Raw genomic sequence first — 22,506 nt, forward strand, 5'->3', positions numbered from 1 at the left:
CACAGCGCACAGTGGTGCTCTTCTTGGTGCTCAGCGGGAACGTAGAACCCGGCGTCCGACCGGGTCAATGGTTTGGCTAACAAAATTGTTGACAGTTATCGAAATGCGCTTCTACCGTGCTCCCGGAGCGCACTCCGTGCGTCCGTCTGGAGGCGACGATGCCTGCGGCAGTCCGCGCACCGCACTTCGTGAGGTCCTTCGAGCGCGGCCTCGCCGTCATCCGCTCCTTCGACGCCGAGCATCCCGCCCGTACGCTCAGCGAGGTGGCCCGCGCCTGCGAGCTGACCCGCGCCGCCGCCCGCCGGCTGCTGCTGACCCTGGCCGACCTCGGCTACGTCCAGTCCGACGGGCGCCTCTTCCGGCTCACCCCGCGCGTCCTTGAGCTCGGCTACTCCTACCTCGCGGGCTCCACCCTGCCGCAGCTCGCGGCCCCGCATCTGGAGCAACTCGTCGCGCGGACAGGGGAGTCGGCGTCCCTGTGCGTCCTCGACGGCGACGACATAGTCCACGTCGCCTGTCTCCCGGCCCGCCGCGTCCTGGCGGCCACGATCGCCGTGGGCACCCGCCACCCGGCCCGCGCCACCGCGGCGGGACGGGTGCTCCTCGCCCACCTGTCGGCCGAAGAATTGGCCGCCCGACCGTCAGCCGACTTACTGCGCAAGGAACTTCACCGGATACGGGACCAGGGGTACGCAGTCGTCGACGAGGAACTGGAGGAGGGACTCAGATCGGTCGCCGCCCCGGTACGGGACCGGGACGGCGCGGTGGTCGCCGGCGTGAGCGTCGGGGCGCACGCCGGCCGGCACTCCGCCGAGGCCGTACGGCGGGACCTGCTGCCCCAGTTGCTGGCGGCGGTGGCGCTCATCGACGACGACCTGCGGATCACAGATCGAGCACGAGCCGCTTCCCCAGGCAGCGCGAGACACAGATGAGCATGGTCTCGCCGGCCGCCCGTTCCTCCTCGCTCAGCACCGAGTCCCGGTGGTCCGGGGTGCCTTCGAGGACATCGGTCTCGCAGGTCCCGCAGGTGCCCTCGGTGCAGGAGAACAACACCTCGACCCCGGCGGCGCGCACGGTGTCGAGCACGGACACGCCCGCCGGGACGGTGACGGTCTTCCCGCTGCGCTCCAGCACCACCTCGAACTCGCTGTCGGCGCCCGCCTGTTGAATCTTCGGCTGGAAGCGCTCCAGGTGCAGGACGCCGCCGGGGCAGCGGGCCTCGACCGCGTCGAGCAGCGGTCCGGGACCGCAGCAGTAGACGAGGGTGCCCTCGGGCACGTCGTCCAGGACGGACGGCAGGTCCAGCAGTCCGACCTCGTCCTGCGGAGCGACGGTGACCCGGTCGCCGTAGCGGCTCAACTCCTCCATGAAGGCTATGGAGTTGCGGGTGCGACCGCCGTAGAGCAGGCTCCACTCCGCGCCCGCCGCCTCCGCCGCGGCCAGCATCGGCAGAAGCGGGGTGATGCCGATGCCGCCCGCGACGAAGCGGTAGCGGGGGGCGGCCTCCAGGCGGAAGTGGTTGCGCGGTCCGCGCACCCGCACCTTGTCGCCCTGCCCCAACTGCTCGTGCACATAAGCCGATCCGCCCCGCCCGTCCGGCTCCCGCAGCACCGCGATCCGCCATGCCGAGCGGTCCGCCGGGTCGCCGCACAGCGAGTACTGGCGCTCCAGACCGGGGCCGAGCACGACGTCGATGTGCGCGCCCGGCTCCCAGCGGGGCAGTTGCTCGCCGAGCGGGTGGCGCAGGGTGAGGGCGAGCACGCCGTCGGCCGCGAACTCGCGCCGTTCGACTACGAGTTCGGTGTCGGCCGCGAACTCCCGCAGGTCGGCGACGAGTTCTGCCTCGGCTGCGAACTCGCCCAGGACGGCGACGGGTTCGGCTTCGTGCGCGGTCATGCGTCGGCTCCCTGCGGCTCGTCGACCGAGTGGCCCCGGGGGTGGGCGAGCATCCACTCCCACATCTCGATCGGATCCTGAGAGGTGTGCTCGCGGCCGCAGTGACAGGTGCCGTGCAGGATGTCGGTGCCCGGCAGCCAGTCGATGCGGTAGACCTCGCCGGTCGGAGCGGTCACTGGACCCTCTCCACCGGCTTGGCGCCCTCCTCGACCAGCCGGGCGAGGATACGGCGGGCGGCGAGACCGCCGGTGTCGATGTTGATGCTCAGCTCCTGATAGCCGGCGCGCTCAGAACCCAGCGTCCGCTGAAGGAGGTTGAGGGCGTCCACGTCCTGCATGACGACGGTGTGGTTGTTGGCCCGCAGGAACTCAGTGACCTCGGCGTCGTCCGTCGCCCAGTCGCGCGAGACCGCCCAGAAGTCGTACACCTTGCCGTCGGAGGAGGGCGTGATGGCGTAGGTGATCTCGGTGTGGAAGCCGTTCGGGTCGCTGCCGTCCGCCTCGGGGAGTACGCCGACCGGGGCGATCCGGCTGTGCAGGAGGTAGAGGCAGGGCGCGTGGTACTCGATGTCCTGCCAGCGGGTGATCCGCCCCTGTATGCCGGTGGACCTGGCGTAGAACGGCGGGCACTCGGCGTCGTCCATGTGCCGGCTCACCCGTACGACACCGGCGCCCTCGTCGACCTCCGTGGTGATCGGCGTCTCGGCGACCTCGGGGGAGCCGATGTAACCGCCGTGCAGATACGTCTCGTGGGAGAGGTCGAGGAGGTTGTCGACGAGGAGGCCGTAGTCGGCGTCGATCGGCTCCATCCCGCTGACGGTGACCCACTCGGGCGAGGCGAGGTGCGGGGCCCGGGGGATGACCTGCGGGTCCGCGAGCTCCGGGTCGCCGATCCACACCCAGACCAGCGCGTCCTGCTCGACCACCGGGTACGAGGCGACGCGGGCGGTGCGCGGGATGCGTTTCTGCCCCGGCACGTACACGCAGCTGCCGGTCGTGTCGTAGGTGAAGCCGTGGTAGCCGCAGACGATCCGGTCTCCGTCGAGCCGGCTCTCGGAGAGCGGGAACCGCCGGTGCACACACCGGTCGTGCAGCGCCACGGGGGTGCCGTCGTCCTCGGTGCGGTAGAAGACGAGGGGCTCGCCGAGGATCGTCCGGCCGAGCAGATCACGGCCGACCTCGTGACTGTAGGCGGCGACGTACCACTGGTTCCTGGCGAAGGCGGTCATGTGCGGCATTGGAGTTCCCGTCCCTGTCGGCGGGGCGTCGTCGCCCCGCTTGCCGTGGTTGCAGTCAGCGTCCTGACGCCGGCGGGGGCTCCGCAAGGCGGCTTCTGCCAGACGGAAGGACTTCCGTGAAGAGCTGGTCAGCTCGCGCACCCACCGGTGGCACCCCTGTGGCGCTCCCGGCGGGTGCGCTCGGCCCCGTCGGGCCACACCACGTCGACCGGGACGCCCGCCGCGAGGGCTTCGAGCACCGTGTCGGCGGTGCCGCCCCCTCTTCCGGTGGGCGGAGTGCCGTCCCAGACGGCGACGAGCCGGTCGGCACGTTCCACGAGGACGCTGTTCGCCGCCTCGTAGGCCTGCCTGCCGCCGGTCTCGATCGGCAGGACGACGATGTCGTGGGCGGCCTCGACCAACTGGTCGAACAGCGGCGCGTGTTCGGGCCGCACCCGGGTGTGCCGGTAGTCCCGGGAGGGGATGACGACAGCCAGTCGGCCGCCGGCGGCGAGCACGGCCTCCGCGAAGAGGGAGTCGGCGCCCCTGGCGAGACAGGAGACCCCGACCAGTTCTCCGTCGGCGGCATAGCTCCGCAGCAGTTCGTCCAGGGCGGTGCGCACCAGGGCGGAGGTCTTTTCCGTCAGGTCGATGTGCCCGGTCACCGCGATGGTCGTCATGGAGCGCCCCTTTCACCGGCCGGCGGGCTCCTGGAGGGTGTACCCGTGACGGAGGATCACCTTCACCGACCCCATGGCCACCACCCGGTCCGCCTCCTGCTGCGCACGGGTCAGCGCGGAGTACGGGACCAGCAGGGGGTGTGTTCTGCGTCGCCGGCTCAACCGGCGCCCGTACCGCCAGCCCTCGGACAGACGCTGGCGAGCCCAGTTGTCGTGGGCCTCCTCCGCGAGGATCTCGATCAGGGCGTGCAGACTGTCGGGGACCTTCACGTCCACGGTGCTGGGAGGTGGGGGCGTCCACGGCTGCCGTCTGTCCCGTCGTATCATCCGTCCCTCCTGGGCGGACTGGGCCATGCCAACCGGATCGCTTCCAGGACCAGGGTGGCGGCCACGTCGGCTGCGTACTGCTTCCAGGCCTTCTCCAGCTCCGGCCGAGCCGAGTTGACGGAGATGCCCTCGGTGGCGGTGCCGGCCACTGCGCACACCATCGAGAACGACACATGAGTCCGGCCGGCCCTGCGGGTCCGGGTGACGGCACCCGCCGCGTCCGCACCCCCGAGCTCGACGGCGGCCAGCCCCGGCCAGGCGTCGAGCACCGGCCGCAGGGCCGGGTCCCCGCTGCCGCCGACGGGCGCGTCCCCCGAGGCGATCGGGCCGACCACGACACGCGGTGCGGTGCTCCGGGGACCGCCGGGCGGGCGCTCGTACACCTTCTCGGTCCAGTAGGTGTAGTTGAGACGCATGCTGTCACCGAGCGCGGCCACCCCTTCGTGGGCCAGGTGGCTGTGGTCGGGGCGGGGCCGGCAGCTCTGTTCCAGTTCGTCGTGCGTGTAGCCGTGCAGTCGGCTGGAGATCACCACGTCGCCGGGGGCGAGGTCGGGGGCGACGGCGCAGCAGGCTCCGACGAAGACCACCGTCTCGGGCTGGTACTCCTCGATCGTGGCGGCTACGGCGTTGCCGACCCCGTCGCGGCCGGCGCAGGGCTGCGCCACCACCACCTCGTAGGCGCTGCTGCGGCCCACGGCCCGGACGCTGGTGCGCAGCCATGCGCATCCCGTGCCGTGCAGTGCGGTCTCGGTGTGCGCGCCGGAGGTCTCCAGATGCCGGCGCAGCGCCTCATGGGTCTCGGGCAGGAGCGTGACGAGCGCGATGTCGCACCGGCGTCCCGCGGCGGGCGCGCGGGTCGCGGCACCGCGCTCCCCGGCCGCGACGCCGCGGTCCTCCAGCCGGCGGCGCTCGACGAACTCGTTGTCCACGTCACGGCTGATGACGGCGACCTGTTCGTCCTGGGAGAGGTGCCCGACGGCCCGGCCCTGGAAGCTGACCTGCCGCGCCACGCCGGGGCCGAGGAAGTACGGCAGGATCACCAGCCGACCGTCGGCGCGCAGCCGTTCGGCGATGTCGTACTCCTCCCGGCAGTACTCGCTCTCCCAGTAGTGCTGGCTGATGAGCGGCAGGAACACCCGGCACGCGGCCACGTTCGCGTACAGCTGGCTACGCCAGTCGGCGCCGAGCTCGATGGTGTTGCGGCGCAGGTAGTGGAAGTACGACAGGTTCTGTAGTTCGAGGCTGCGGCCGATGCGCTGAGCCAGCGCGTCGTCCCCGCGGGCATTGCTGAGGAAGATGGTGCCCTGTGCGCGGCCGAGGCTGCGGAAGTATCCGACGCCCTCCTCGTAGGTCTCGAACTCCAGCCGCGGCTGGTAGAACCGGGCCACCAGGTCCTGAATCCGGCCGGCGAGTTCCTCCGGGTGGCTCCAGTGGACCGTGATGCGGTCCGCCGGCTCGGCTGCTCGGAGGGCGGCTCCGCTCACCAGTTTCGACGGCTGCGGCATGTATCTGCCATCGGGTGGATCGTGGATCAGTTTGAGGGTCGGCCGGAAGCGGCCGCTCAGCTCGGGGAAGACCCAGGGCACCGCGTGCGGGGAGGCGACGTCGACGACGACGAAGTCGCATCCGTCGACGGCGAGCAGGAACTCGAAGAGATCCTCGAACTCGAGGCTGATGGTGCGGGCGCGGTATCCGACGTCCTCGACCGCCCGCCGGATGAGCGGCTCGGCGGCCCGGTACGCGGGGTCGTCGGGCAGGATCAGTCCGACCGTGCCGAGCAGTCCCTTGGCGGCGCCGCCGGTCGGACCGCTCCGGCTGGTGAGACGCGCGATCGCGGGCTTCACCTCGCCGGCGGCGGGGAGTTGGCGGCGGCTGAACACGATGCGCTGCTCGTCGGCCACCGGGAAGAACCCGGCCGACACACCGGTCTCCATGAACACGAGCCTGGGCTTTCTCGCCTGGAGCGCGAGGTCGTGCTCGTGCACCATGAAGGGCGAGGCACGGTACCGGCGTTCCTCCTGACGGTGAGTCACCACGCCGACGAAGCAGGCGCTCTGATCCATCATCAGTTCCAGATGGGTGGGCGAGAGGGGATTGGTCTTCGGGTCGACCGCGAAGGTGAAACCCTCGTTCCAGAAGAGGTTCCAGAAGTATTCGTTCAGCTCCCGGTCCTCTGCCCAGTAGCTGTGACTGAAATAGGCCGGTATCCGGTCGACGCCTGCCATCACTTCTCCCCACCGTCGGCTCACCCATCCCCCCGCACGCCCCCGGCTACACCCCGAACTCCATAAAATGCGGCGAAAACGCGCTGAACCAGTCGAGACACAACTGAGGCAACTGCCTAGACTGGCACATGACTTCGCCGCACTCCGCGCGTCCTCTCATAGCCGTCATCGGCAGCGCCGACCCTTATCGAGACTTCTCCCACCCCCTCAGGGCCACCGATCTCGCTCCCGAGGCCTGCCGGCAGCTGGGCAGAGAACTCGCCCGGGCCGGCTGTGATCTGGCTGTCTTCTCCAGCAGCTCCGAGTACATCGAGACCGATGTCGTGGCCGGATACGCGGACGCCTGCACCGAGGCGCAGCCCGGCCGGGTGGCGGCCTTCCCGCCGCGCCACAGCGACGTCGACTTCGGCCTGGCACCGGATGCCCACGCCAGCCTGGAGATCCTCCGCGACAGCAGCGGCGAGTGGGAGGTGGCCTTCTACCACACCCTGCTGACCTGCGACGGAGTGTTGCTGATGGGCGGCGGCCAGTCCACCAGGGTGGCCGGGATCATCGCCCTGTCGCAGCGTCTGCCGCTGGTGACGGTCGCCGCGTTCGGCGGCGGAGCCGGCCAGGTCTGGATCAACTTCGACAAGGTCCGCAACGACGCGGACGACTCCGACATCCGCCTGATGGGCGACAACTGGTCCTTGGTGTCCGCCTCCCGGCTGGTCGCCTGTCTGCTCAGACAGCGGGAACGCAGGCTGCGCACCCTCGCGGAACGCGCGCGGGACGAACGTACGGCGGCCCGGCGGTCGGCCAGGGGACTCGCCGCGGCGGCCGTGTGCATGCTGGTCTCCCTCGCGGCCCTGGTGACGGCCCGGCAGTCGCGGCAGGCGGGCGCCCTGGACCTGCTGGTCCTGGTGGGCGCCCCGCTGGTGGCCTCCGCCGCGGGCGCGATCCTGCGCAACTCCTTCGAGAACGACGTGCGTTGGGGGCGCGCGGCGGTACGGGGACTGGGCGCCGGACTGGTCTCTGTCCTGCTCTACTTCGCCTCCCAGCTGCTGACCGTCCCCACCCTCCTCGACCATCTGGACGTGCGCCGACTGCTGTTCTTCACCATTCCGCTCGGCTTCACCGCGGGCTTCACCTTCGACCTGGTCTACGAGCGGCTGCGCACCGGCGCGGCGGGCCCGCCGTCCGTCCTCCCGCCCGACCCGCTGGCGCCCGGCGCGTCCCGACCCTCGAACGCCGACGGTCCGCGCGCCTGAGCGGTACGGCCGTTCCAACTGCGCGCGTGGGGTGCGGCAATGGGTCTTCCGTCTCGCGGAAGCGTACGTCTACGGGTGTGGAGCCGGGGCCGGTGCGCGGTCGCCCGGTGTCCGTGCGGGGGTGCGGCGGCGGATGCTGACCCGGTTGATCACGACCGTCGCCGCGAGCGCCCCGAGCGGAGGGGCGAGCAGATAGACCGGCAGGAGGGAGAGGTCTCCGGAGAACAGTGCCGGGCCGAACTCCCTTGCAGGGTTGGCGATTCCGCCGGACAGGGTGCCGAAGGCGATGATCTGTGCGGCGATCATCGTGCCGACCGCCCAAGGGGTGAACGGGCCGAGCCGGCGGCTGGAGACGCCGATTCCGGCGACGGCGACGATCACGAACATCGTGGCGGCCTCGACGGCGGCCACTGCCGCCCAACTCCAGCCGGGAGCAGGCCTGATGACGGCGAAGTCCACGGCGGGGGAGGCGAACACCGGGCCCCACACCAGTCGTCCGGCCCCGATGCCGAGCAGGGAACCGATCAACTGTCCCGCGATGAACGGCGCGACCTCGCGGCCCGGCGTGCGGCCGTAGCGCCACATCGCGAGGGTGATCGCCGGGTTGATGTGGCCGCCGGTCGCCCGGCCCCAGGGGGAGAGCATCACGGCGGTGACCGTGTAGCCGGAGGGCGGGGCCACGGCGGCGAGCCGGCCCTCTGGAACGTTCCACCAGCCGCCCGCCGCCGGGTCGAGGGTTCCCATCAACCAGCGGACCGTCGTCGCCACGACGAACAACATCACTGCGGTCAGGGCGAGTTCGAGGAGGGCCGAGTGCAGCGTGCGGCGGTTCGCGGTCACATCGGCTTCGTCCACGAGGCGTCGGAGCGGGTCAGTGCGAACGCGGTGGCGGAGGCCGCCACCAGGAGCAGCGCGGCGAACACCAGGGGCAGGGCCCGGCCGCCGTGCTCGACGGCCACGGCACCGGCCAGACCGCCCGCGAACATCGCCGCGGCCGACAGCAGCCGGCGGCCGATCCTGCTGCCCTTGCCGCCCGCGAGCCGGCTGTCCGCCGCCACTCCGGTGATGGTGAGCGTCAGCACGGTCGTGGTCAGATCGGGTACGGCCAGGGCGCGGGCGGTGGCGTTCTGCACGCCCATCGCGAGGCCGAGGAGCGCGATCCGGGTGTATTGGACCGCTCCACTCGGGTGCGCGGTGTCGGTGGTCTGCGCGACCACGTACGCCGCCAGGACCAGGGCCGTCTCCAGCAGCAGCGCCAGGTGCAGAACGCGTCCCCGGTGGGCGCCGGCCCCGTGGGCGAGCCGGCCGCCGAGCAGGGCACCCGCGGCGAACGCGGCCAGCGCGGCGAGGGACGCGACAAGCGAGAAGCCGGCCGCGCCGGCGATCGCGAAGCCGGAGAAGACGACGTTGCCGGTCATGTTGGCGACGAAGACATGGCCCAGGACGAGATAGCTGAAGGCGTCCACGAGCCCGGTCACCACCGTGAGCCCGAGCATCAGGGGAGGGAGCGGGCCGTGCCGGTCCTTCATGTCGGGGACGACCGTGGCCCACGCGTCCCGCAGTACGGCGGACATGGCAGTGCTCCCATCGCTGGAGGTCTCCCGGTCTCGCGGCTCCCTACGAGCCTCGCCCCACGGGAGCGTTCCGTCCAACATGTGGATGCGGACGCAGCGATCTGTCACGCCGATTGATCACCCCGGCCGCCGACCGCGTGCCGCTCCACCACTTCGAGGAACGCGGCGGCGGCCGGCGCCAGCCGCTTGCTGTCGTGGACCGCGCAGATGGTGTGCACGGCCGCCTCGTCCGCGATCCGGAGCGCGCGGGCGCCGTACGGCAGGGAGTCCTGGGGGCCGGTGCCCGGCGCGGAGCCGGTGAACACGGACGAGCGCGGGACGACCGTCACGCCGATGCCCCGCGCGGCCAGCCGGACCATGTCGTGGATCTGCCCGACCTGGAAGTGCTGGCCGGGTTCCACCCCGGCGCGCGCGAAGGCCGCCTCCACCTGGCGGCGCAGTCCGCTGCCCCGAGTGAACTGGATGAGCTGGTGGCTCTCCGGCAGGTCCGCGAGGTCGACGGTGTCGCGGTCGGCCAGGGCGTGACCGGCCGGCACGATCAGCACCAGCGGGTCGACGGCCAGCACCAAGTGGTCCAGCCCTTCCGGGACTTGGCGCGGTCCAAGGCCCACGATCGCGATGTCGAGGTCACCGGCCAGGACCGACGCGGCCATCTGTGCGCTGGGCGCGTTGGTCACATGGAAGTCGATGCCCGGGTAGCGGGCGTGGTAGTCGGCCATGACCTCGACCAGGTCGACCGAGGAGGCGCGCGTTTGGACCAGTCCAAGACGCAGCCGCCCGCGCCGCAGCCCGGAGAGCGCGTCGAGGGCCGCCTGCGCGTTGTCGACGTCGGCGAGGATGCGGCGGGCCAGCGGTTCGAGGAGCTCGCCGGCGGCCGTGAGCCGTACGGAACGGCTGGTGCGGCTGAACAGCCGGGCGCCCACGTCCTTCTCAAGGCGGGCGATCTGCTGACTCAGGGCGGACTGCGCGACATAGCAACTGGCCGCCGCCTGCGTGAAGTTGCGGGACTCGGCAACGGCGAGGAAGTACCTCAGGTGGCGCAGGTCCATGAGTCACATCCATCCGTCTGGCCGATCGATTCCAGCAGAACCATGTGTTGGACCGATCCATCTTCGCAAACCTACCGTCGAGACGCCACCAGCCGACCGACCTCTCAGGAGCCGACGTGTCCAGCAGCATGCCCGTGGGCAGCACCATGCCCGTGGGCGGCATACGGCCCCACGACGGGGTCCGGCACCCCGCGCAACTCGTCGTCCGCAACGGTCGCATCCACACCGGCGACCCCGCCCGCGCGGCGGCCTCCGCCGTGGCCATCACCGACGGTGTCTTCGGTGCCGTCGGGCACGACGCGACCGTGGCCCCGCACATCGGCCCGGACACTCGCGTCGTGGACGCGCTCGGCCGCCGGGTGATCCCCGGCCTCAAGGAGATGTACACGAGCGCGGGCGCCCACCTGACCGGCGAGGCCGACGTCAAGGGCACCATCACCGAGGGCAAGTGCGGCGACCTGGCGATCCTGTCCGCGGACTACTTCTCCGTCGCCGACGAGGACATCGACCGCATCGAGTCCCTGGTGACGGTGGCGGGCGGCAAGGTCGTGCACGCGGCGGGGATTACGAGAACATCGCCACCCCGCTCCCGGAGATCAGCCCCGCCTGGAGCCCGGTCGCCCGCTTCGGCGGCTTCCAGGCGGCGACGGGCGTACGGCAGGCCCGTGCCCTCACCGACGCGGCCACCGACTCCGAGGAGCAGCGCGCCTGGCGCGAACGGCGCGGCGACTTCGACCACGTACCGTCCGTGCCGCACCAACTCGGCGGTGCGCTCGACCCGTTGGACGGTTGCTTCCGACCGGCTGGCGTACCTTCATTCCCGACCGTCCACTTCACCCTCCGGAGCAGCACCATGAGCGCCAGCGCCAGTACGACGACCGGGGGCACCGCGCGATCGGCCTCGGCCTGGGCACCGTTGGCCCGCCCCGTGTTCCGGGCTCTGTGGATCGCCCAGTTCGTGTCGAACATCGGCACCTGGATGCAGACGGTCGGCGCCCAGTGGCTGCTGCTCGGGCACGGGGCGACCATGGTCACCCTGGTGCAGACGGCGTCGAGTCTGCCGATCGTGCTGCTGGCGCTGCCCTCGGGCGTCCTCGCCGACCGGTTCGACCGGCGGGGGCTGCTGTTGGTCGCGCAGTTCGCGATGTTCGCCGTGTCGGCGGTGCTGACCGCGCTCGCCTTCGCGGACGCGCTGTCCGCCGTGCCGCTGCTCGCCCTGACCTTCCTCCTCGGCTGCGGTACGGCGCTGATGGGGCCGTCGTGGCAGGCCATCCAGCCGGAGTTGGTGGAGCGAGAGCAACTGGGGCAGGCGTCCGCGCTGGGCGCGGTGAACATGAACCTCGCGCGGGCGGTCGGTCCCGCGCTCGGCGGTGTCGTGGTCGCCGCGGCCGGGGCGGGGTGGGTCTTCGGCTTCAACGCGCTGTCCTTCCTCGGGATCGCCGCCGTACTGCTGCTGTGGCACCGCCCGAGGACGACCGTCCCCGCCGCCGAGCGCGAACGACTGCTGACCGCGCTGTACGCGGGCCGCCGCTACGTTTGGAACGCTCCAGGCATCCGGCGCGTCCTGCTGCGCACCGCCCTGTTCATCCCCGGCGCGGCGGCACTGTGGTCCCTGCTCCCGCTGATCGCCGCCGACGCGCTCGGGATGGGGTCGGGCGGCTACGGCCTGCTGCTCGGCGCGGTCGGGTTCGGCGCGGTGGGCGGCGCGTTCGCCCTGCCGTGGCTGCGGGAACGCCTGGGCATCAACGGTATCCTGGCCGTCGGCGCCGTCGTGTTCGCCCTCGTCCTGCTGGTCCTCGCCACCGCGCACATCACCTGGCTCGCGGTCCTCGTGCTGCTGCCCGCCGGAGTCGCCTGGATCGGCGTCCTGTCCACCCTCAACGCGGCGATGCAGACCCGGCTGCCGGGCTGGGTCCGGGCCCGCGGCCTCGCCGTCTACCTGCTGGTCTTCCAGGGCGGCCAGGCACTCGCCGCCCCCGTGTGGGGCGCCCTGGTCCAATGGCTGGGCCTCACCACGGCCCTCCTCATCGGCGCCGCCGTCATGCTGCTGAGCGCGCTCAGCCTCCGCCGCTGGCGGCTCTACGGCATGGAGGGCATCGACCCCACGCTCTCCGACCACTGGCCCACCCCGCCGCTGGTCTTCGTGCCCGGCCCTTCCGACGGGCCGGTGCTGGTCTCCGTGGTCTACCGCGTCGCACCGGACGACAGTCCCGCGTTCGTCGAGGCGATGGACAACGTGGCCCGTTCCCGCCGCCGGACCGGCGCGCTCACCTGGGGACTCTTCCAGGACGGCAACGAACCCGGCCGGTTCATCGAGAACTACCTCGTCGGTTCCTGGGCCGAACACCTCGCCCAGCACCACAACCGCCTCACCACCACCGACCGCGCCTTCGAGGACAAGGCCCGCGCCCTGCTCCTGCCCGGCACGAGTCCCGAGGTGACGCACGCCTTCGACGCCTCAGCGACCGCCTGAAGGCGGGTGCGGGACACCCGGGAGAGGCGCGGCCCGGACACCCCGTGCGGGAGTTCGGGGTGCTCCTGGGAGCACCCCGAACGCGTACTCGGATCAGTTGGAGAACCAGGGGTTCCCGCCGCCCAGCGACCACACCGAGACCTTGGTGACGCCGAGGCCCTTGAGGACGGCGAGCTTGCGGTCCATGGCGACGCTGTCGACGTAGTCGTAGAGGACACCGCCGGAGGTCCAGCGGATCTCGCCCGAGGACGCGTCCCGGCGGCTCTCCACGGTCGTCGGGTCGCTGGAGAAGCCGGGGCTCTTCTTCATGTCGCTGAACTGGATGTTGCCCGTCACGGAGTTGAGGTCGCAGGGGTCGGGGGCGCTGTAGCCGTAGGAGGGCAGCCCGATGATCAGGCGGTTGGGGTCGGTGACCTTGCTCTGCGCGTACTTGGTGACCTTCTTCAGCCAGTCGTAGGGGCTGATGGGCAGGCAGCGGGCCCCGGATGCGGTGTCGAACTCCTCGTCGTACGCCATGATCACCACGTCGTCCACTCCGGTGGCGGCCACCGCCGCGTAGTCGTAGAACGCTGCGTCCTCCGTCATCGCCGGAGCGTCGACCTGGAGACGCTTGCCCTTGGCGTGCAGGGCCGTCGCCAACTGCCTCAGGAACGTCTTGTAGTTGGCGAAGTCGGCGGTGCTCCAGGACCAGTAGTCCTCCAGGTCGACGTCGACGCCGCTGAGCCCGGCGTCGCCGACGAGGGAGGTGACCTTGGAGACGGCGGCCGTCCGTTTGGCGTTGGTGCTGACCAGGGCGTGGACGTCGGCGGTGGTCATGCCGGAGAGCGTGGGGTACTGGTAGGCGGAGTGCGCCTTGAGGTCGGCGACGTTGGCCGCGCTGTAGGTGTTGCAGGTGCCGTTGGCGGTGGTCTCCAGGGTGACCGCGCCGTTGCTGCCGACCGACCAGTACTCGGGGTTGAGGGCCCCGTTCTTCACCCTGTTGTCGGCGTACTCGCTCCTGGCGGTGCAGGTGGAGTCGCCCGTCGAGCCGGGGTACAGCCAGGTCTGGAGCTGGACGCCGGAGGTCGCGGAGGGGCCGGCGCCGGCCGGGACCGAGGCCGTACAGGCGAGCAGCGTGGTGACCGTGGAGGCCACGACGCCGGTCACGGTGAGTGCGTGACGGAACATGGGCGGTCCTTTCTGGTGGGGATCGACATGGGAGGGCAGGGAGAAGGGCGTGCGGGATCGCCGCGTCGGCCGGGGGTCGGCGCGGTGAACTGGGGGACAGGAGCGGTCAGTTGCTCCAGTAGGGGTCGAAGGCCAGGGTGTCGGCGCCGGGGACGGTGGTGGCGGCCGACCAGGAGCCGTCGACGACGCGCCCGCCGTCGGGACGGCCGGCCAGGGACAGCCTGGTGAAGATGCGGTAGCGGTCACCCCGGTAGACGGAGCGGGTGAACTCGACCACCCGGCCCTCGGCGTCCCTGGCCGCCCGTTCGAACAGCAGGGCGGGGGTGTGCACGGACACGCCGAGGAGTTCGGACTCCCACTCGTCGACCACGGTCGGTTCGATGCTCTGCGCGGCGTCGGTCAGCAGGATCTGGTAGCGGCGGCCGAGCAGCCGGTAGAAGGAGTCGGTCTCCAGGTCGCGGGCGGTCAGACCGGGTACCAGCGCGTGCGGCACGTGCAGCGTCTCGACACACATCGGGTCGCCGTCCACCGTCCGCAGCCGCAGGATCCGCAGGATCAGCTCGCTGGGCGCGATGCCCAGCCGGCGGCCGATCCGGGGCCCCGCGGCGACGGTCTTGAAGTCCAGCGTGCGGCCGGCCCAGGTGCCGTCCACCCCGCCGACACCCAGCGTCTGCGGCTGTCCGGGGGAGCCGCTGAGGTGCTGGGCGACCTTGGCCCGGGCGACGAACACACCGCGCCCGTGCTCCCGCACCAGCAGACCGTCCCGGACGAAGTCGTCGACCACCGCGCGCAACGTGGGGCGGGAGACCCCGAGTTCCTCGCACAGCTGTCGTTCGCCCGGGAGGGGGCGTCCGGTCCCGGTCTCCTCGATCAGGTCGAGGAGGTGGGTGCGGATGCGTTCCCGCTTCTCCCAACGGCTCTCACCACTGACCATTCCTACCAACTTTCTTTACCAGTGGTTCATCTTCTGTGCAGGTGACTTCCGAATTGCTTGCTTGACAGTCCCCAAATAGTGCCCCAACATGTGCCACTGGTCAATAAGTGGTAAGCGAATTCGCCGGAGGTTCCATGTCCGAGTCCCGTGGCGGACCCGTCACCCGCACCACCCGCCGCCCCCGCCGTACCGTCGCCGCGTCGCTCCTCGCGGCCACGGCCCTGCTGGCCGCAGCATGCACCACCGGCGGCACCACGTCGAAGGCGGACACCGGCGCCGACGACACCATGCCCGTCACCATCACCTTCTGGCACGGTCTCAGCTCCCCGCACGAGATCACCTCGGTGAACGCCGTGCTCGCCAAGTTCCACAAGAAGTACCCCTACATCACGGTCAAGGCCGTCGCCGCCCAGACCGACGACAAGGTCAACCAGGCCATCCGCGGCGGCACCGCGCCCGACGTGGCGTCCTCGTTCAACGCGGCGAACGTCGGCGGCTGGTGTTCCAGTGGAGCGTTCCAGGACCTCAACCCGGACATCAAGGCCGACCACGTCGACATGTCCCAGATCCCGAAGGCTGTCCAGTCGTACACCGCCTTCGGCGGCAAGCGCTGCACCATGCCCTGGCTCGCCGACACCTTCGGCCTGTACTACAACAAGAAGCTGTTCGCGAAGGCCGGGATAACCTCCCCGCCCAAAACCATGTCCGAACTGGCGGCGGACACCAAGAAGTTGACCACCTTCAACGCGGACGGCTCCATCAAGACCGCCGGGTTCATGCCCTACCTCGGCGGCTACGAGATGCTCACCGAGCACCTCGTCCCCAGCTGGGGCGGCAAGTGGCTCACCGCCGACGGCCAGTCCAACGTCGGCGGCGACCCCGCCTTCGCGCAGGCGCTGACCTGGCAGAAGAGCCTGGTCGACTGGTTCGGTGCGAAGAAGCTGGTCACCTTCAAGGCCGGCATGGGCGACGAGTTCTCCGCCCAGAACGCCTTCGAGACCGGCAAGCTGGCCATGATGGTGGACGGCGAGTGGCGCAACTCGTTCATCAAGAACGACAAGGCCGACATCGACTACGGCACCGCGGTGATGCCCGCCGCCGACGGCAAGTCCCAGCTGTACGGCGCCGGTTACGTCGGCGGCAACGTGATCGGCATGCCGCGCGGCGCCAAGCACCCTGGCGCCGCCTGGAAGTTGATCAAATTCCTCACCACCGACACCGACGCGCTGACCACCCTGGCCGACGCCATCGGCAACGTCCCCACCACCAAGGCCGCGCTCGACTCGCCCACGCTGGGGCTCTCCAAGGACCCGCGCTTCGCGCCGTTCCTCCAGGTGTTCAAGAACCCGCTCACCAGCACCACTCCGGCGAGCGGTGACGGTGGCGCCTATCTCACCAACTTCGGTCACTTCGTGGAGAAGTGGCAGAGCGGCTCCGTATCCGGCCTGAAGGCCGGTCTCGCCGCCGTCGACAAGCAGAACAACGCAGCGCTCCAGCTGGGGCAGTGACCGTCATGGCCACCCAACTCCACCTGGCACCGGCGCCGTTGAGGTCACGCCTCCGCCGCAACCGGCTGCGCGTCCTGCTCTTCCTCGCGCCCGGCCTGGTCGGCTTCGCCGTCTTCCTGGTCTACCCCCTGGTGATGACGGTCTGGCTGTCCTTCACCAACTCCAACATGATCTCCCCGGCCCGTTTCGTCGGCCTGCGCAACTACCGCTATCTGCTGGACGGCGACCCGCTGATCTGGCAGGCGATCCGCAACACCGGCTGGCTCGTCGCCGTCATGGTCCCGGCCCAGGTGCTCTTCGCCCTCGGTGTGGCCATGGTCACCGCCCGCCTCAAGGCCGGGGCGAGCGTCTTCCGCACCCTGTTCTATCTGCCCGCGCTCGCCCCGCCGGTCGCCGCGACCGTCGCCTTCGTCTGCATGTTCAACCCCAACTCGGGCCCGGTGAACCGGATCCTGGGCCTGCTCGGCATCCATGGACCGCTGTGGTTCAACTCGCCGGGCTGGTCCAAACCCGCCCTGACCCTGCTCGCCCTGTGGGTCAGCGGCACCATGATGGTCATCTTCCTGGCCGCCCTGCTGGAAGTCCCCGCCGAGTTGTACGAGGCCGCCGAACTGGACGGCGCCGGCTCCTGGCACCGCTTCCGCTACGTCACCCTGCCCACGATCTCACCGGTCGTACTGTTCGCGACCGTCACCGGGGTGATCGCCGGACTCCAGTACTTCACCCAGGCGATGGTCGCCTCACAGGTCGCCAACGGCAACATCCAGCCCGCGCCCGGCTACCCGGACGGCTCCACCCTCACCTTCCCGCAGCAGCTCTACATCGCCGGCTTCAACCAGTTCCACGCGGGCTACGCCTGCGCGCTGGCCGTGGTGCTCTTCGTGGTGGCGATGGCCTTCACCGTCGTCCTGCTCCGCCGCGCCTCCGGCTTCGACATCGAGGAGGCACCGCGATGACGTACCGCTCCGCTCATCCAGAAGTCACCCTGACGGCAAAGGACTCGGCCACGCGGGAAGTCGCCGCGACAGCAAGGGACTTGGCCACCGATGAGCCGCCGCGATGACGACCACCTACGCCCCCGCGCCCACCCGCCAGACCCGCGCCGCATCACCCCACCAGGCCGCACGAGGCCGGGCGAGCCGGCGGCGCAAGCTGGTCTGGATCGCCGAACACGCCGTCGCCGTCGGCCTGGCCTGCGCCTTCATCGGCCCGATCGTGTTCATCTTCCTGACGTCCGTCATGACCGACGGCCAGTCCCTCACCACGAACCTGTGGCCCCACCACTGGCAGTGGTCCAACTACCACACCGTCTTCGCCACCGCACCCGTCGGCACCTGGCTGCTCAACACCGTGCTCTACGCGGTCGCCGCCACCGCCGCCACCCTGCTCTCCAGCGTCCCCATCGCCTACGCGCTGGCCCGACTCCGCTTCAAGGGCCGCAACACCGCGTTCCTCTGCGTCATCACCATGATGATGCTGCCGCCCCAAGTCCTCGTCATCCCGATGTACTTGATGTGGGCCCGGCTCCATCTCACCGGCACCATCTGGCCGTTGGTCCTCCCCTCCCTGTTCGGGGACGCCTTCTCGGTGTTCCTGCTGCGGCAGTTCCTGCTCACCGTCCCCGAGGACTACCTCAACGCGGCCCGCGTCGACGGCTGCGGCGAACTGCGCGTCCTCACCCGGGTGGTGCTGCCGATGATGCGCCCCGCGCTCGTCGCGGTCGGCCTGTTCTCCTTCTTCAACGCCTGGAACGACTACTACGGGCCCCTCATCTACACCGGCGAGACGCCCGCCCACTGGACCCTGGCCCTGGGCCTGGCCACCTTCAAGACCTCCCACGCGGTGCAGTGGAACCTCACCATGGCCGCGACCCTCATCGCGACGGCGCCGGTGATCATCGTCTTCTTCTTCGCGCAAAAGGCATTCATCGAGGGCGTCACACTGACAGGAGTCAAAGGTTGAAGATCACCGTTGTCGGCGGCGGATCCACGTACACCCCCGAACTGGTCGACGGATTCGCCCGGTTGGGACTGCCCGTCACCGAGATCGCCCTCGTCGACCCCGACCCCGAACGGCTCGACGTCATCGCCCCGTTCGCCCGCCGCATCCTGGCCCGCCAGGGCAGCCCCGCGAAGATCACCACCACCGCGGACCCGGACGCCGGCATCGACGGCACCGACGCCGTTCTCTTCCAGCTCCGCATCGGCGGCCAGGCCGCCCGGCACGTCGACGAGACCCTCCCGCACGAGTGCGGCTGCATCGGCCAGGAAACCACCGGCGCGGGCGGGCTGGCCAAGGCGCTACGCACCGTCCCTGTCGTCCTCGACCTCGCCGAACGGGTCGCCAAGCGCGCCCCGAACGCCTGGATCGTCGACTTCACCAACCCGGTCGGCATCGTCACCCGCGCCCTCCTCGACGCCGGCCACAAGGCGGTCGGCCTGTGCAACGTGGCCATCGGCTTCCAGCGCACCTTCGCCGACTGGCTCGGCGTCGACCCCGAGCGGATCACCCTCGACCACGTCGGCCTCAACCACCTGACCTGGGAACGGAGCGTACGGCTCGACGGCGTCGACGTCCTGCCGCGCCTCCTGGACGAACACGGCCAGGCCCTCGCCGACCGGCTGCGCATGCCCCTCGACGTGGTCCGCCGCCTCGGCGTCGTCCCCTCCTACTACCTGCGCTACTACTACGCCCACGACGAGGTCCTGCGCGAACAGCTCACCGAGCCGTCCCGCGCCGAGCAAGTGGCGTCGATGGAAAGCGACTTGCTGAAGACGTATGACGACCCGGCCCTCACCGAGAAGCCCGCCCTCCTCGACAAACGCGGCGGCGCCTACTACTCCGAAGCCGCCGTCCAACTCGTCCAGGCCCTCACCACCGACACCGGCGACGTCCGCGTCGCCAACGTCCGCAACAACGGCGCCCTGCCCTTCCTCCCCGACGACGCCGTCATCGAGGTCCCCTCCCGCATCGGCGCGCACGGCGCAACTCCCTTGCCCGTCACCGCCGTAGAGCCGCTGTTCGCCGGACTGATCGCGCATGTGACGGCGTACGAGGAACTCGCCCTGGAAGCCGCCCTGCACGGCGGAGTCGACCGGGTCGCGACCGCGCTGCTCGCGCACCCCCTGGTCGGACAGGTCTCCGTCGCCGAGGAGTTGGCGGCGAAGCTCGTCGCCGCCAATCGCCAACACCTGTGGTGGGCCTGATGAGTTCGGATCTGCTGCTGGCCTTCGACGGCGGCAACTCCAAGACCGACGTGGCCCTGCTGACCACGGACGGTACGATCCTGGGCCGCGCCCGGGGCGGCGGATTCCGCCCGCAGGCGGTGGGCCTCGACGCGGCCATGGACGTCCTCGCCGGCCTGCGCGCCAAGGCCATGGCCGAGGCAGGTGTCGGCGCCGAGACCGTGGTGGACGGCATCACCGCCTTCCTCGCCGGTGCCGATCTCCCGCACGAGGTCAAGGGGCTGCGCGAGGCCGTCGGCGCCCGCCGCTGGGCCGTCACCCAGCGCGTCGACAACGACTCCTACGCCGTCCTGCGCGCCGGGGCCCGCCGGCCTTGGGGCGTCGGCGTGGTCTGCGGCACCGGCATCAACTGCGTCGGCGTCGCACCCGACGGCCGGACCACCGGCTTCGCCGCGCTCGGCCGGATCTCCGGGGACTGGGGCGGCGGCATCGACATGGGCACCTCGGCGCTGTGGCACGCGGCCCGGGCGGAGGACGGCCGGGGCGAACCGACCGCGCTGCGGGCCGCGGTGACCGGGCACTTCGGCCTCGCCACGGTCGCCGACGTCACCGCCGCCCTGCACAGCGGCGACCTGGCCGCGCTCCGGCTGAGCGAACTGTGCCCGGCGGTCTTCGCGGCCCGCGACGACGGCGACGGGATCGCTACCGAACTCGTCGAACGCCTTGCCGCGGAGATCGCGAGAATGGCCCTGACCGTCCTGTGCCGCCTCCAGCTCGCCACCGCCCCGGAGCCCGAAGTGGTCCTCGGCGGCAGCGTGCTGGCGGCCGGCCACCGGGCCCTCCTCGACGACGTCGAACAGCGACTCAGGGCAGCGGTCCCGGACGTCCGCCCGGTGGTGTGCACCCAACAACCTCTGCTCGGCGCCGCGTTGGCGGCCCTGGACCTCCATCCGCGAGCGGCTCCCGGGGCGGAGGCCCGACTCCGCGCCGGGTTCCGGTGATCCGCCACGACCGGTAGCGCGCCCCGAGCCGCACCGCGCACCCCGCGTGGGTGGCTGCTCCACGGCAGGCCTGGTCGCGTCCGGGCGACGTGACCAGGCCTGCCGCTGCTCCAGGTGCCCCGCACCCAGCCCGCGACCGCTCAGCCCGCGGCGGCCGTCAGCGCCTCCAGCGCGCCGGCCTGCGTACGCCAGTCGTTCTGGTTCGGAGCGGTGCCCGCCCAGCGTTCGCCGAGCACGTTGAGGTCGGACCGGTCCTGCGCCCACAGGGTGTCGGCCTGTTTCTGGATGTAGGCGCGGTAGGTGCTGGAGCCGGTCACGTTCGCGAGGTCGGCGAAGTTCCGCAAGAAGATGCCCTTGAACTGCTTCTGGTTGTCGTCGCAGGACGCCGAGCCCACGTCGCAGGACTCGGTGAGCACCCCGCCGACGGTCAGTTGGGAGCTGCTGATCGCGGCGTTCGCCAGGGTCTTCGCGGTGGTCAGCAGCGAGCTGTCGCCGGTCGTCCTCCACAGTTCGGTGAAGGCGCCGATGGCCAGACCCTGGTTGTAACTCCAAACGGTGGAACCGTTGTTGGCGCAGGACGAGGACAGTCCGTCGTTGACCAGACCCGAGGAGTTGATCATCCCGCTCGCCTTGTACCAGGCGGCCGAGGTCCTCGCCCGCTGGAGCCACACGGCGTCACCCGCGATCCGCTGGTGCAGCGCGGTGGTCAGCCACAGGTACTGCCCGTTGGTCACCGCGTTCTTGTAGGTCTTCTCCCGGTCCCACCACACCCCGCCGCTGCAGGTGCCGGTGTCCCAGTACAGCTGGATGTAATTGGCGATGGTGACGGCCTCGTTGAGATAGCGCGCGTCGTGCGTGTAGTCGTACGCGTCGATCCACGCGATCGCCCACCAGCCCGAGTCGTCGATGGACCGGCTGATGAAGTTTCCCTCGATCGCGTCCGAACTGCGCGTCCCGGCCGGGAAGACACCCTTGTTCTGGTCGAAGGTGCGGGCGATGATCCAGTCGTAGTCGTGGGTGCCGGTGGTCTTCGCGAAGTCGACGACGGAGGTGAGGGTGGCCGCCGAGTTCCACCAACTGCTGGGCCACCAGCCGTTGTAGGGGTCGTACGACGTCATGAGCGTGTCCGCCGCGGCGCGCCCCCTGCTCGGCACGGGCCGGTACCACGCCGTGCAGCTGCCCTCGTTGTGGCTCGCCTCCCGGCCGCAGGCGCGGACCGCGCCGCCGTAGAGCAGACCGCGCGGATCGCGGGTGGCGTACATCGTGGTGCGGGTGGTGGTGGCCCCGGACGGGGTGCTGGTACGGCCGAGGGAGGAGCCGTCCGGCCAGGTCGCACCGCCGTCCCAGGAACGGTCCAACCAGATCTCGTCGCCGGCGCCGCCCGTGTCGATGCTCGCCCAGGCCATCGCGTTCTTCTGGTCCACATGCAGCCGGATCGTGCGGCCGTACAGGGTGGTCGACGGCACCGGCTGGTCGTCGCCCGCCGCCTGGCCCGCGCTCGTGCCGTCGCAGAGGGTGTCGCAGACGGTGGGGTAGACCCAGTTCGTGCAGCCCACGCCGGCCGCGTCGCCGCAGGCCCGGACCAGGCCGCGCTTGTGGTTGCGCGGGTCGGTGATGTTGTACATCAGCGTGCGGGTGCCGGTCCAGGTGCTCGGGATGCTCGCCTTGCCGAGCAGTCCGTCCCAGGTGGCGCCGCCGTCCCAGGACCGGTCCAACCAGACCGCGTCACCGGTGGAGCCGTTGTCGATGCTGGCCCACGCCATGTCGTCCGCGTCGGAGACATGGAGCTGCACCCGCCGGCCGTTGAGCGTCTTGTCCGGCACTGGAAACGTTTCCTGTTTGGCCTGCGAAGGATCCAGCGTGTCACAGGCCAGGACGCACACCTGCGTCGCGGCGGACGCCGGCGGCGCGGCCGGGACGAGCGCCACGAACGCGAGGGCGGCCGTCAGGAGAAAGCTCGGGAGAAAGCTGAGGAACCGTGGTCTGACAACGATGTCGAAGCCATGTAGGGACACCGGAAA

Annotated in this window: 21 protein-coding genes; 9 read left to right on the top strand and 12 right to left on the bottom strand. The window is 70.7% G+C overall.

The window, feature by feature from the left end; genetic code table 11:
- The first annotated feature begins 158 nt into the window (after positions 1 to 158).
- A complete protein-coding gene (locus ACWDEW_RS34240; protein WP_450518069.1) occupies positions 159 to 932 on the top strand; it encodes an IclR family transcriptional regulator domain-containing protein in 774 nt (257 codons plus the stop codon).
- Here the strand turns inward: ACWDEW_RS34240 and ACWDEW_RS34245 are convergent.
- The 6 genes from ACWDEW_RS34245 to ACWDEW_RS34270 all read right to left on the bottom strand — a co-directional run bounded on the left by ACWDEW_RS34245 (position 883) and on the right by ACWDEW_RS34270 (position 6,344).
- Positions 883 to 1,896: a PDR/VanB family oxidoreductase gene (locus tag ACWDEW_RS34245; protein ID WP_450518071.1), complete on the bottom strand. Its 1,014-nt coding sequence runs from the start codon at positions 1,894 to 1,896 to the stop codon at positions 883 to 885. The genes ACWDEW_RS34240 and ACWDEW_RS34245 overlap by 50 nt on opposite strands.
- Positions 1,893 to 2,072 (bottom strand): hypothetical protein, encoded by a 180-nt coding sequence (locus ACWDEW_RS34250; RefSeq protein ID WP_200715902.1) that lies wholly within the window; start codon positions 2,070 to 2,072, stop codon positions 1,893 to 1,895. The genes ACWDEW_RS34245 and ACWDEW_RS34250 overlap by 4 nt, the downstream gene beginning before the upstream one ends.
- On the bottom strand, positions 2,069 to 3,133 hold the full coding sequence (locus tag ACWDEW_RS34255; protein WP_450518073.1) for an aromatic ring-hydroxylating dioxygenase subunit alpha: 1,065 nt from the start codon (positions 3,131 to 3,133) through the stop codon (positions 2,069 to 2,071). The genes ACWDEW_RS34250 and ACWDEW_RS34255 overlap by 4 nt, the downstream gene beginning before the upstream one ends.
- A 128-nt stretch (positions 3,134 to 3,261) precedes the next feature.
- Positions 3,262 to 3,792, bottom strand: a complete 531-nt coding sequence (locus ACWDEW_RS34260; protein ID WP_450518075.1) for a hypothetical protein — start codon at positions 3,790 to 3,792, stop codon at positions 3,262 to 3,264.
- A gap of 12 nt (positions 3,793 to 3,804) precedes the next feature.
- The gene (locus ACWDEW_RS34265; protein ID WP_450518076.1) at positions 3,805 to 4,119 is read right to left on the bottom strand and encodes a RyR domain-containing protein; all 315 of its coding nucleotides are present in this window, start codon (positions 4,117 to 4,119) and stop codon (positions 3,805 to 3,807) included.
- Positions 4,116 to 6,344 carry a TIR domain-containing protein gene (locus ACWDEW_RS34270; protein ID WP_450518078.1) on the bottom strand — a complete coding sequence of 743 codons (2,229 nt, stop codon included), beginning with the start codon at positions 6,342 to 6,344 and terminating at the stop codon, positions 4,116 to 4,118. The genes ACWDEW_RS34265 and ACWDEW_RS34270 overlap by 4 nt, the downstream gene beginning before the upstream one ends.
- Before the next feature lie 128 nt (positions 6,345 to 6,472).
- On the opposite strand from ACWDEW_RS34270, the gene ACWDEW_RS34275 reads away from it, so the two are divergent.
- The gene (locus ACWDEW_RS34275; protein ID WP_450518080.1) at positions 6,473 to 7,594 is read left to right on the top strand and encodes a hypothetical protein; all 1,122 of its coding nucleotides are present in this window, start codon (positions 6,473 to 6,475) and stop codon (positions 7,592 to 7,594) included.
- 69 nt (positions 7,595 to 7,663) lie between these two features.
- On the opposite strand, the gene ACWDEW_RS34280 is transcribed toward ACWDEW_RS34275, so the two are convergent.
- From ACWDEW_RS34280 to ACWDEW_RS34290, 3 genes are all read right to left on the bottom strand, one after another.
- Complete coding sequence (locus tag ACWDEW_RS34280; RefSeq protein WP_450518082.1) at positions 7,664 to 8,434, bottom strand: MIP/aquaporin family protein; 771 nt, start codon at positions 8,432 to 8,434, stop codon at positions 7,664 to 7,666.
- Positions 8,431 to 9,168: a YoaK family protein gene (locus tag ACWDEW_RS34285; protein ID WP_450518084.1), complete on the bottom strand. Its 738-nt coding sequence runs from the start codon at positions 9,166 to 9,168 to the stop codon at positions 8,431 to 8,433. The genes ACWDEW_RS34280 and ACWDEW_RS34285 overlap by 4 nt, the downstream gene beginning before the upstream one ends.
- 104 nt (positions 9,169 to 9,272) lie before the next feature.
- Complete coding sequence (locus ACWDEW_RS34290) at positions 9,273 to 10,217, bottom strand: LysR family transcriptional regulator (RefSeq protein WP_450518086.1); 945 nt, start codon at positions 10,215 to 10,217, stop codon at positions 9,273 to 9,275.
- A gap of 116 nt (positions 10,218 to 10,333) precedes the next feature.
- Here ACWDEW_RS34290 and ACWDEW_RS34295 point away from each other — a divergent pair, with 116 nt between their 5' ends.
- Positions 10,334 to 11,074 (top strand): amidohydrolase family protein, encoded by a 741-nt coding sequence (locus ACWDEW_RS34295; protein ID WP_450518088.1) that lies wholly within the window; start codon positions 10,334 to 10,336, stop codon positions 11,072 to 11,074.
- Complete coding sequence (locus ACWDEW_RS34300) at positions 11,071 to 12,690, top strand: MFS transporter (RefSeq protein ID WP_450518090.1); 1,620 nt, start codon at positions 11,071 to 11,073, stop codon at positions 12,688 to 12,690. The genes ACWDEW_RS34295 and ACWDEW_RS34300 overlap by 4 nt, the downstream gene beginning before the upstream one ends.
- A gap of 93 nt (positions 12,691 to 12,783) precedes the next feature.
- Here ACWDEW_RS34300 and ACWDEW_RS34305 read toward each other — a convergent pair whose 3' ends face one another.
- Positions 12,784 to 13,857, bottom strand: coding sequence for a glycosyl hydrolase family 18 protein (locus ACWDEW_RS34305; RefSeq protein WP_450518092.1), 1,074 nt, complete (start codon positions 13,855 to 13,857; stop codon positions 12,784 to 12,786).
- A 106-nt stretch (positions 13,858 to 13,963) separates the two neighbouring features.
- The gene (locus tag ACWDEW_RS34310; protein ID WP_450518094.1) at positions 13,964 to 14,791 is read right to left on the bottom strand and encodes a GntR family transcriptional regulator; all 828 of its coding nucleotides are present in this window, start codon (positions 14,789 to 14,791) and stop codon (positions 13,964 to 13,966) included.
- Between the two features lie 134 nt (positions 14,792 to 14,925).
- On the opposite strand from ACWDEW_RS34310, the gene ACWDEW_RS34315 reads away from it, so the two are divergent.
- The 5 genes from ACWDEW_RS34315 to ACWDEW_RS34335 all read left to right on the top strand — a co-directional run bounded on the left by ACWDEW_RS34315 (position 14,926) and on the right by ACWDEW_RS34335 (position 20,485).
- Positions 14,926 to 16,299, top strand: coding sequence for an ABC transporter substrate-binding protein (locus ACWDEW_RS34315; RefSeq protein ID WP_450518096.1), 1,374 nt, complete (start codon positions 14,926 to 14,928; stop codon positions 16,297 to 16,299).
- Positions 16,300 to 16,304: 5 nt separating this feature from the next.
- Positions 16,305 to 17,255 (top strand): carbohydrate ABC transporter permease, encoded by a 951-nt coding sequence (locus ACWDEW_RS34320; RefSeq protein WP_450518098.1) that lies wholly within the window; start codon positions 16,305 to 16,307, stop codon positions 17,253 to 17,255.
- A gap of 103 nt (positions 17,256 to 17,358) precedes the next feature.
- Complete coding sequence (locus tag ACWDEW_RS34325) at positions 17,359 to 18,261, top strand: carbohydrate ABC transporter permease (protein ID WP_450518100.1); 903 nt, start codon at positions 17,359 to 17,361, stop codon at positions 18,259 to 18,261.
- Complete coding sequence (locus tag ACWDEW_RS34330) at positions 18,258 to 19,505, top strand: 6-phospho-beta-glucosidase (protein ID WP_450518101.1); 1,248 nt, start codon at positions 18,258 to 18,260, stop codon at positions 19,503 to 19,505. Before ACWDEW_RS34325 ends, ACWDEW_RS34330 begins: the two co-directional genes overlap by 4 nt.
- The gene (locus ACWDEW_RS34335; RefSeq protein WP_450518103.1) at positions 19,505 to 20,485 is read left to right on the top strand and encodes an N-acetylglucosamine kinase; all 981 of its coding nucleotides are present in this window, start codon (positions 19,505 to 19,507) and stop codon (positions 20,483 to 20,485) included. The genes ACWDEW_RS34330 and ACWDEW_RS34335 overlap by 1 nt, the downstream gene beginning before the upstream one ends.
- Before the next feature lie 140 nt (positions 20,486 to 20,625).
- On the opposite strand, the gene ACWDEW_RS34340 is transcribed toward ACWDEW_RS34335, so the two are convergent.
- Entirely contained in the window at positions 20,626 to 22,500 is a 1,875-nt protein-coding gene (locus ACWDEW_RS34340) for a glycoside hydrolase family 76 protein (RefSeq protein WP_450518105.1), read from the bottom strand.
- Positions 22,501 to 22,506 lie beyond the last annotated feature (6 nt).

Source organism: Streptomyces sp. NPDC001100, assembly GCF_053598575.1.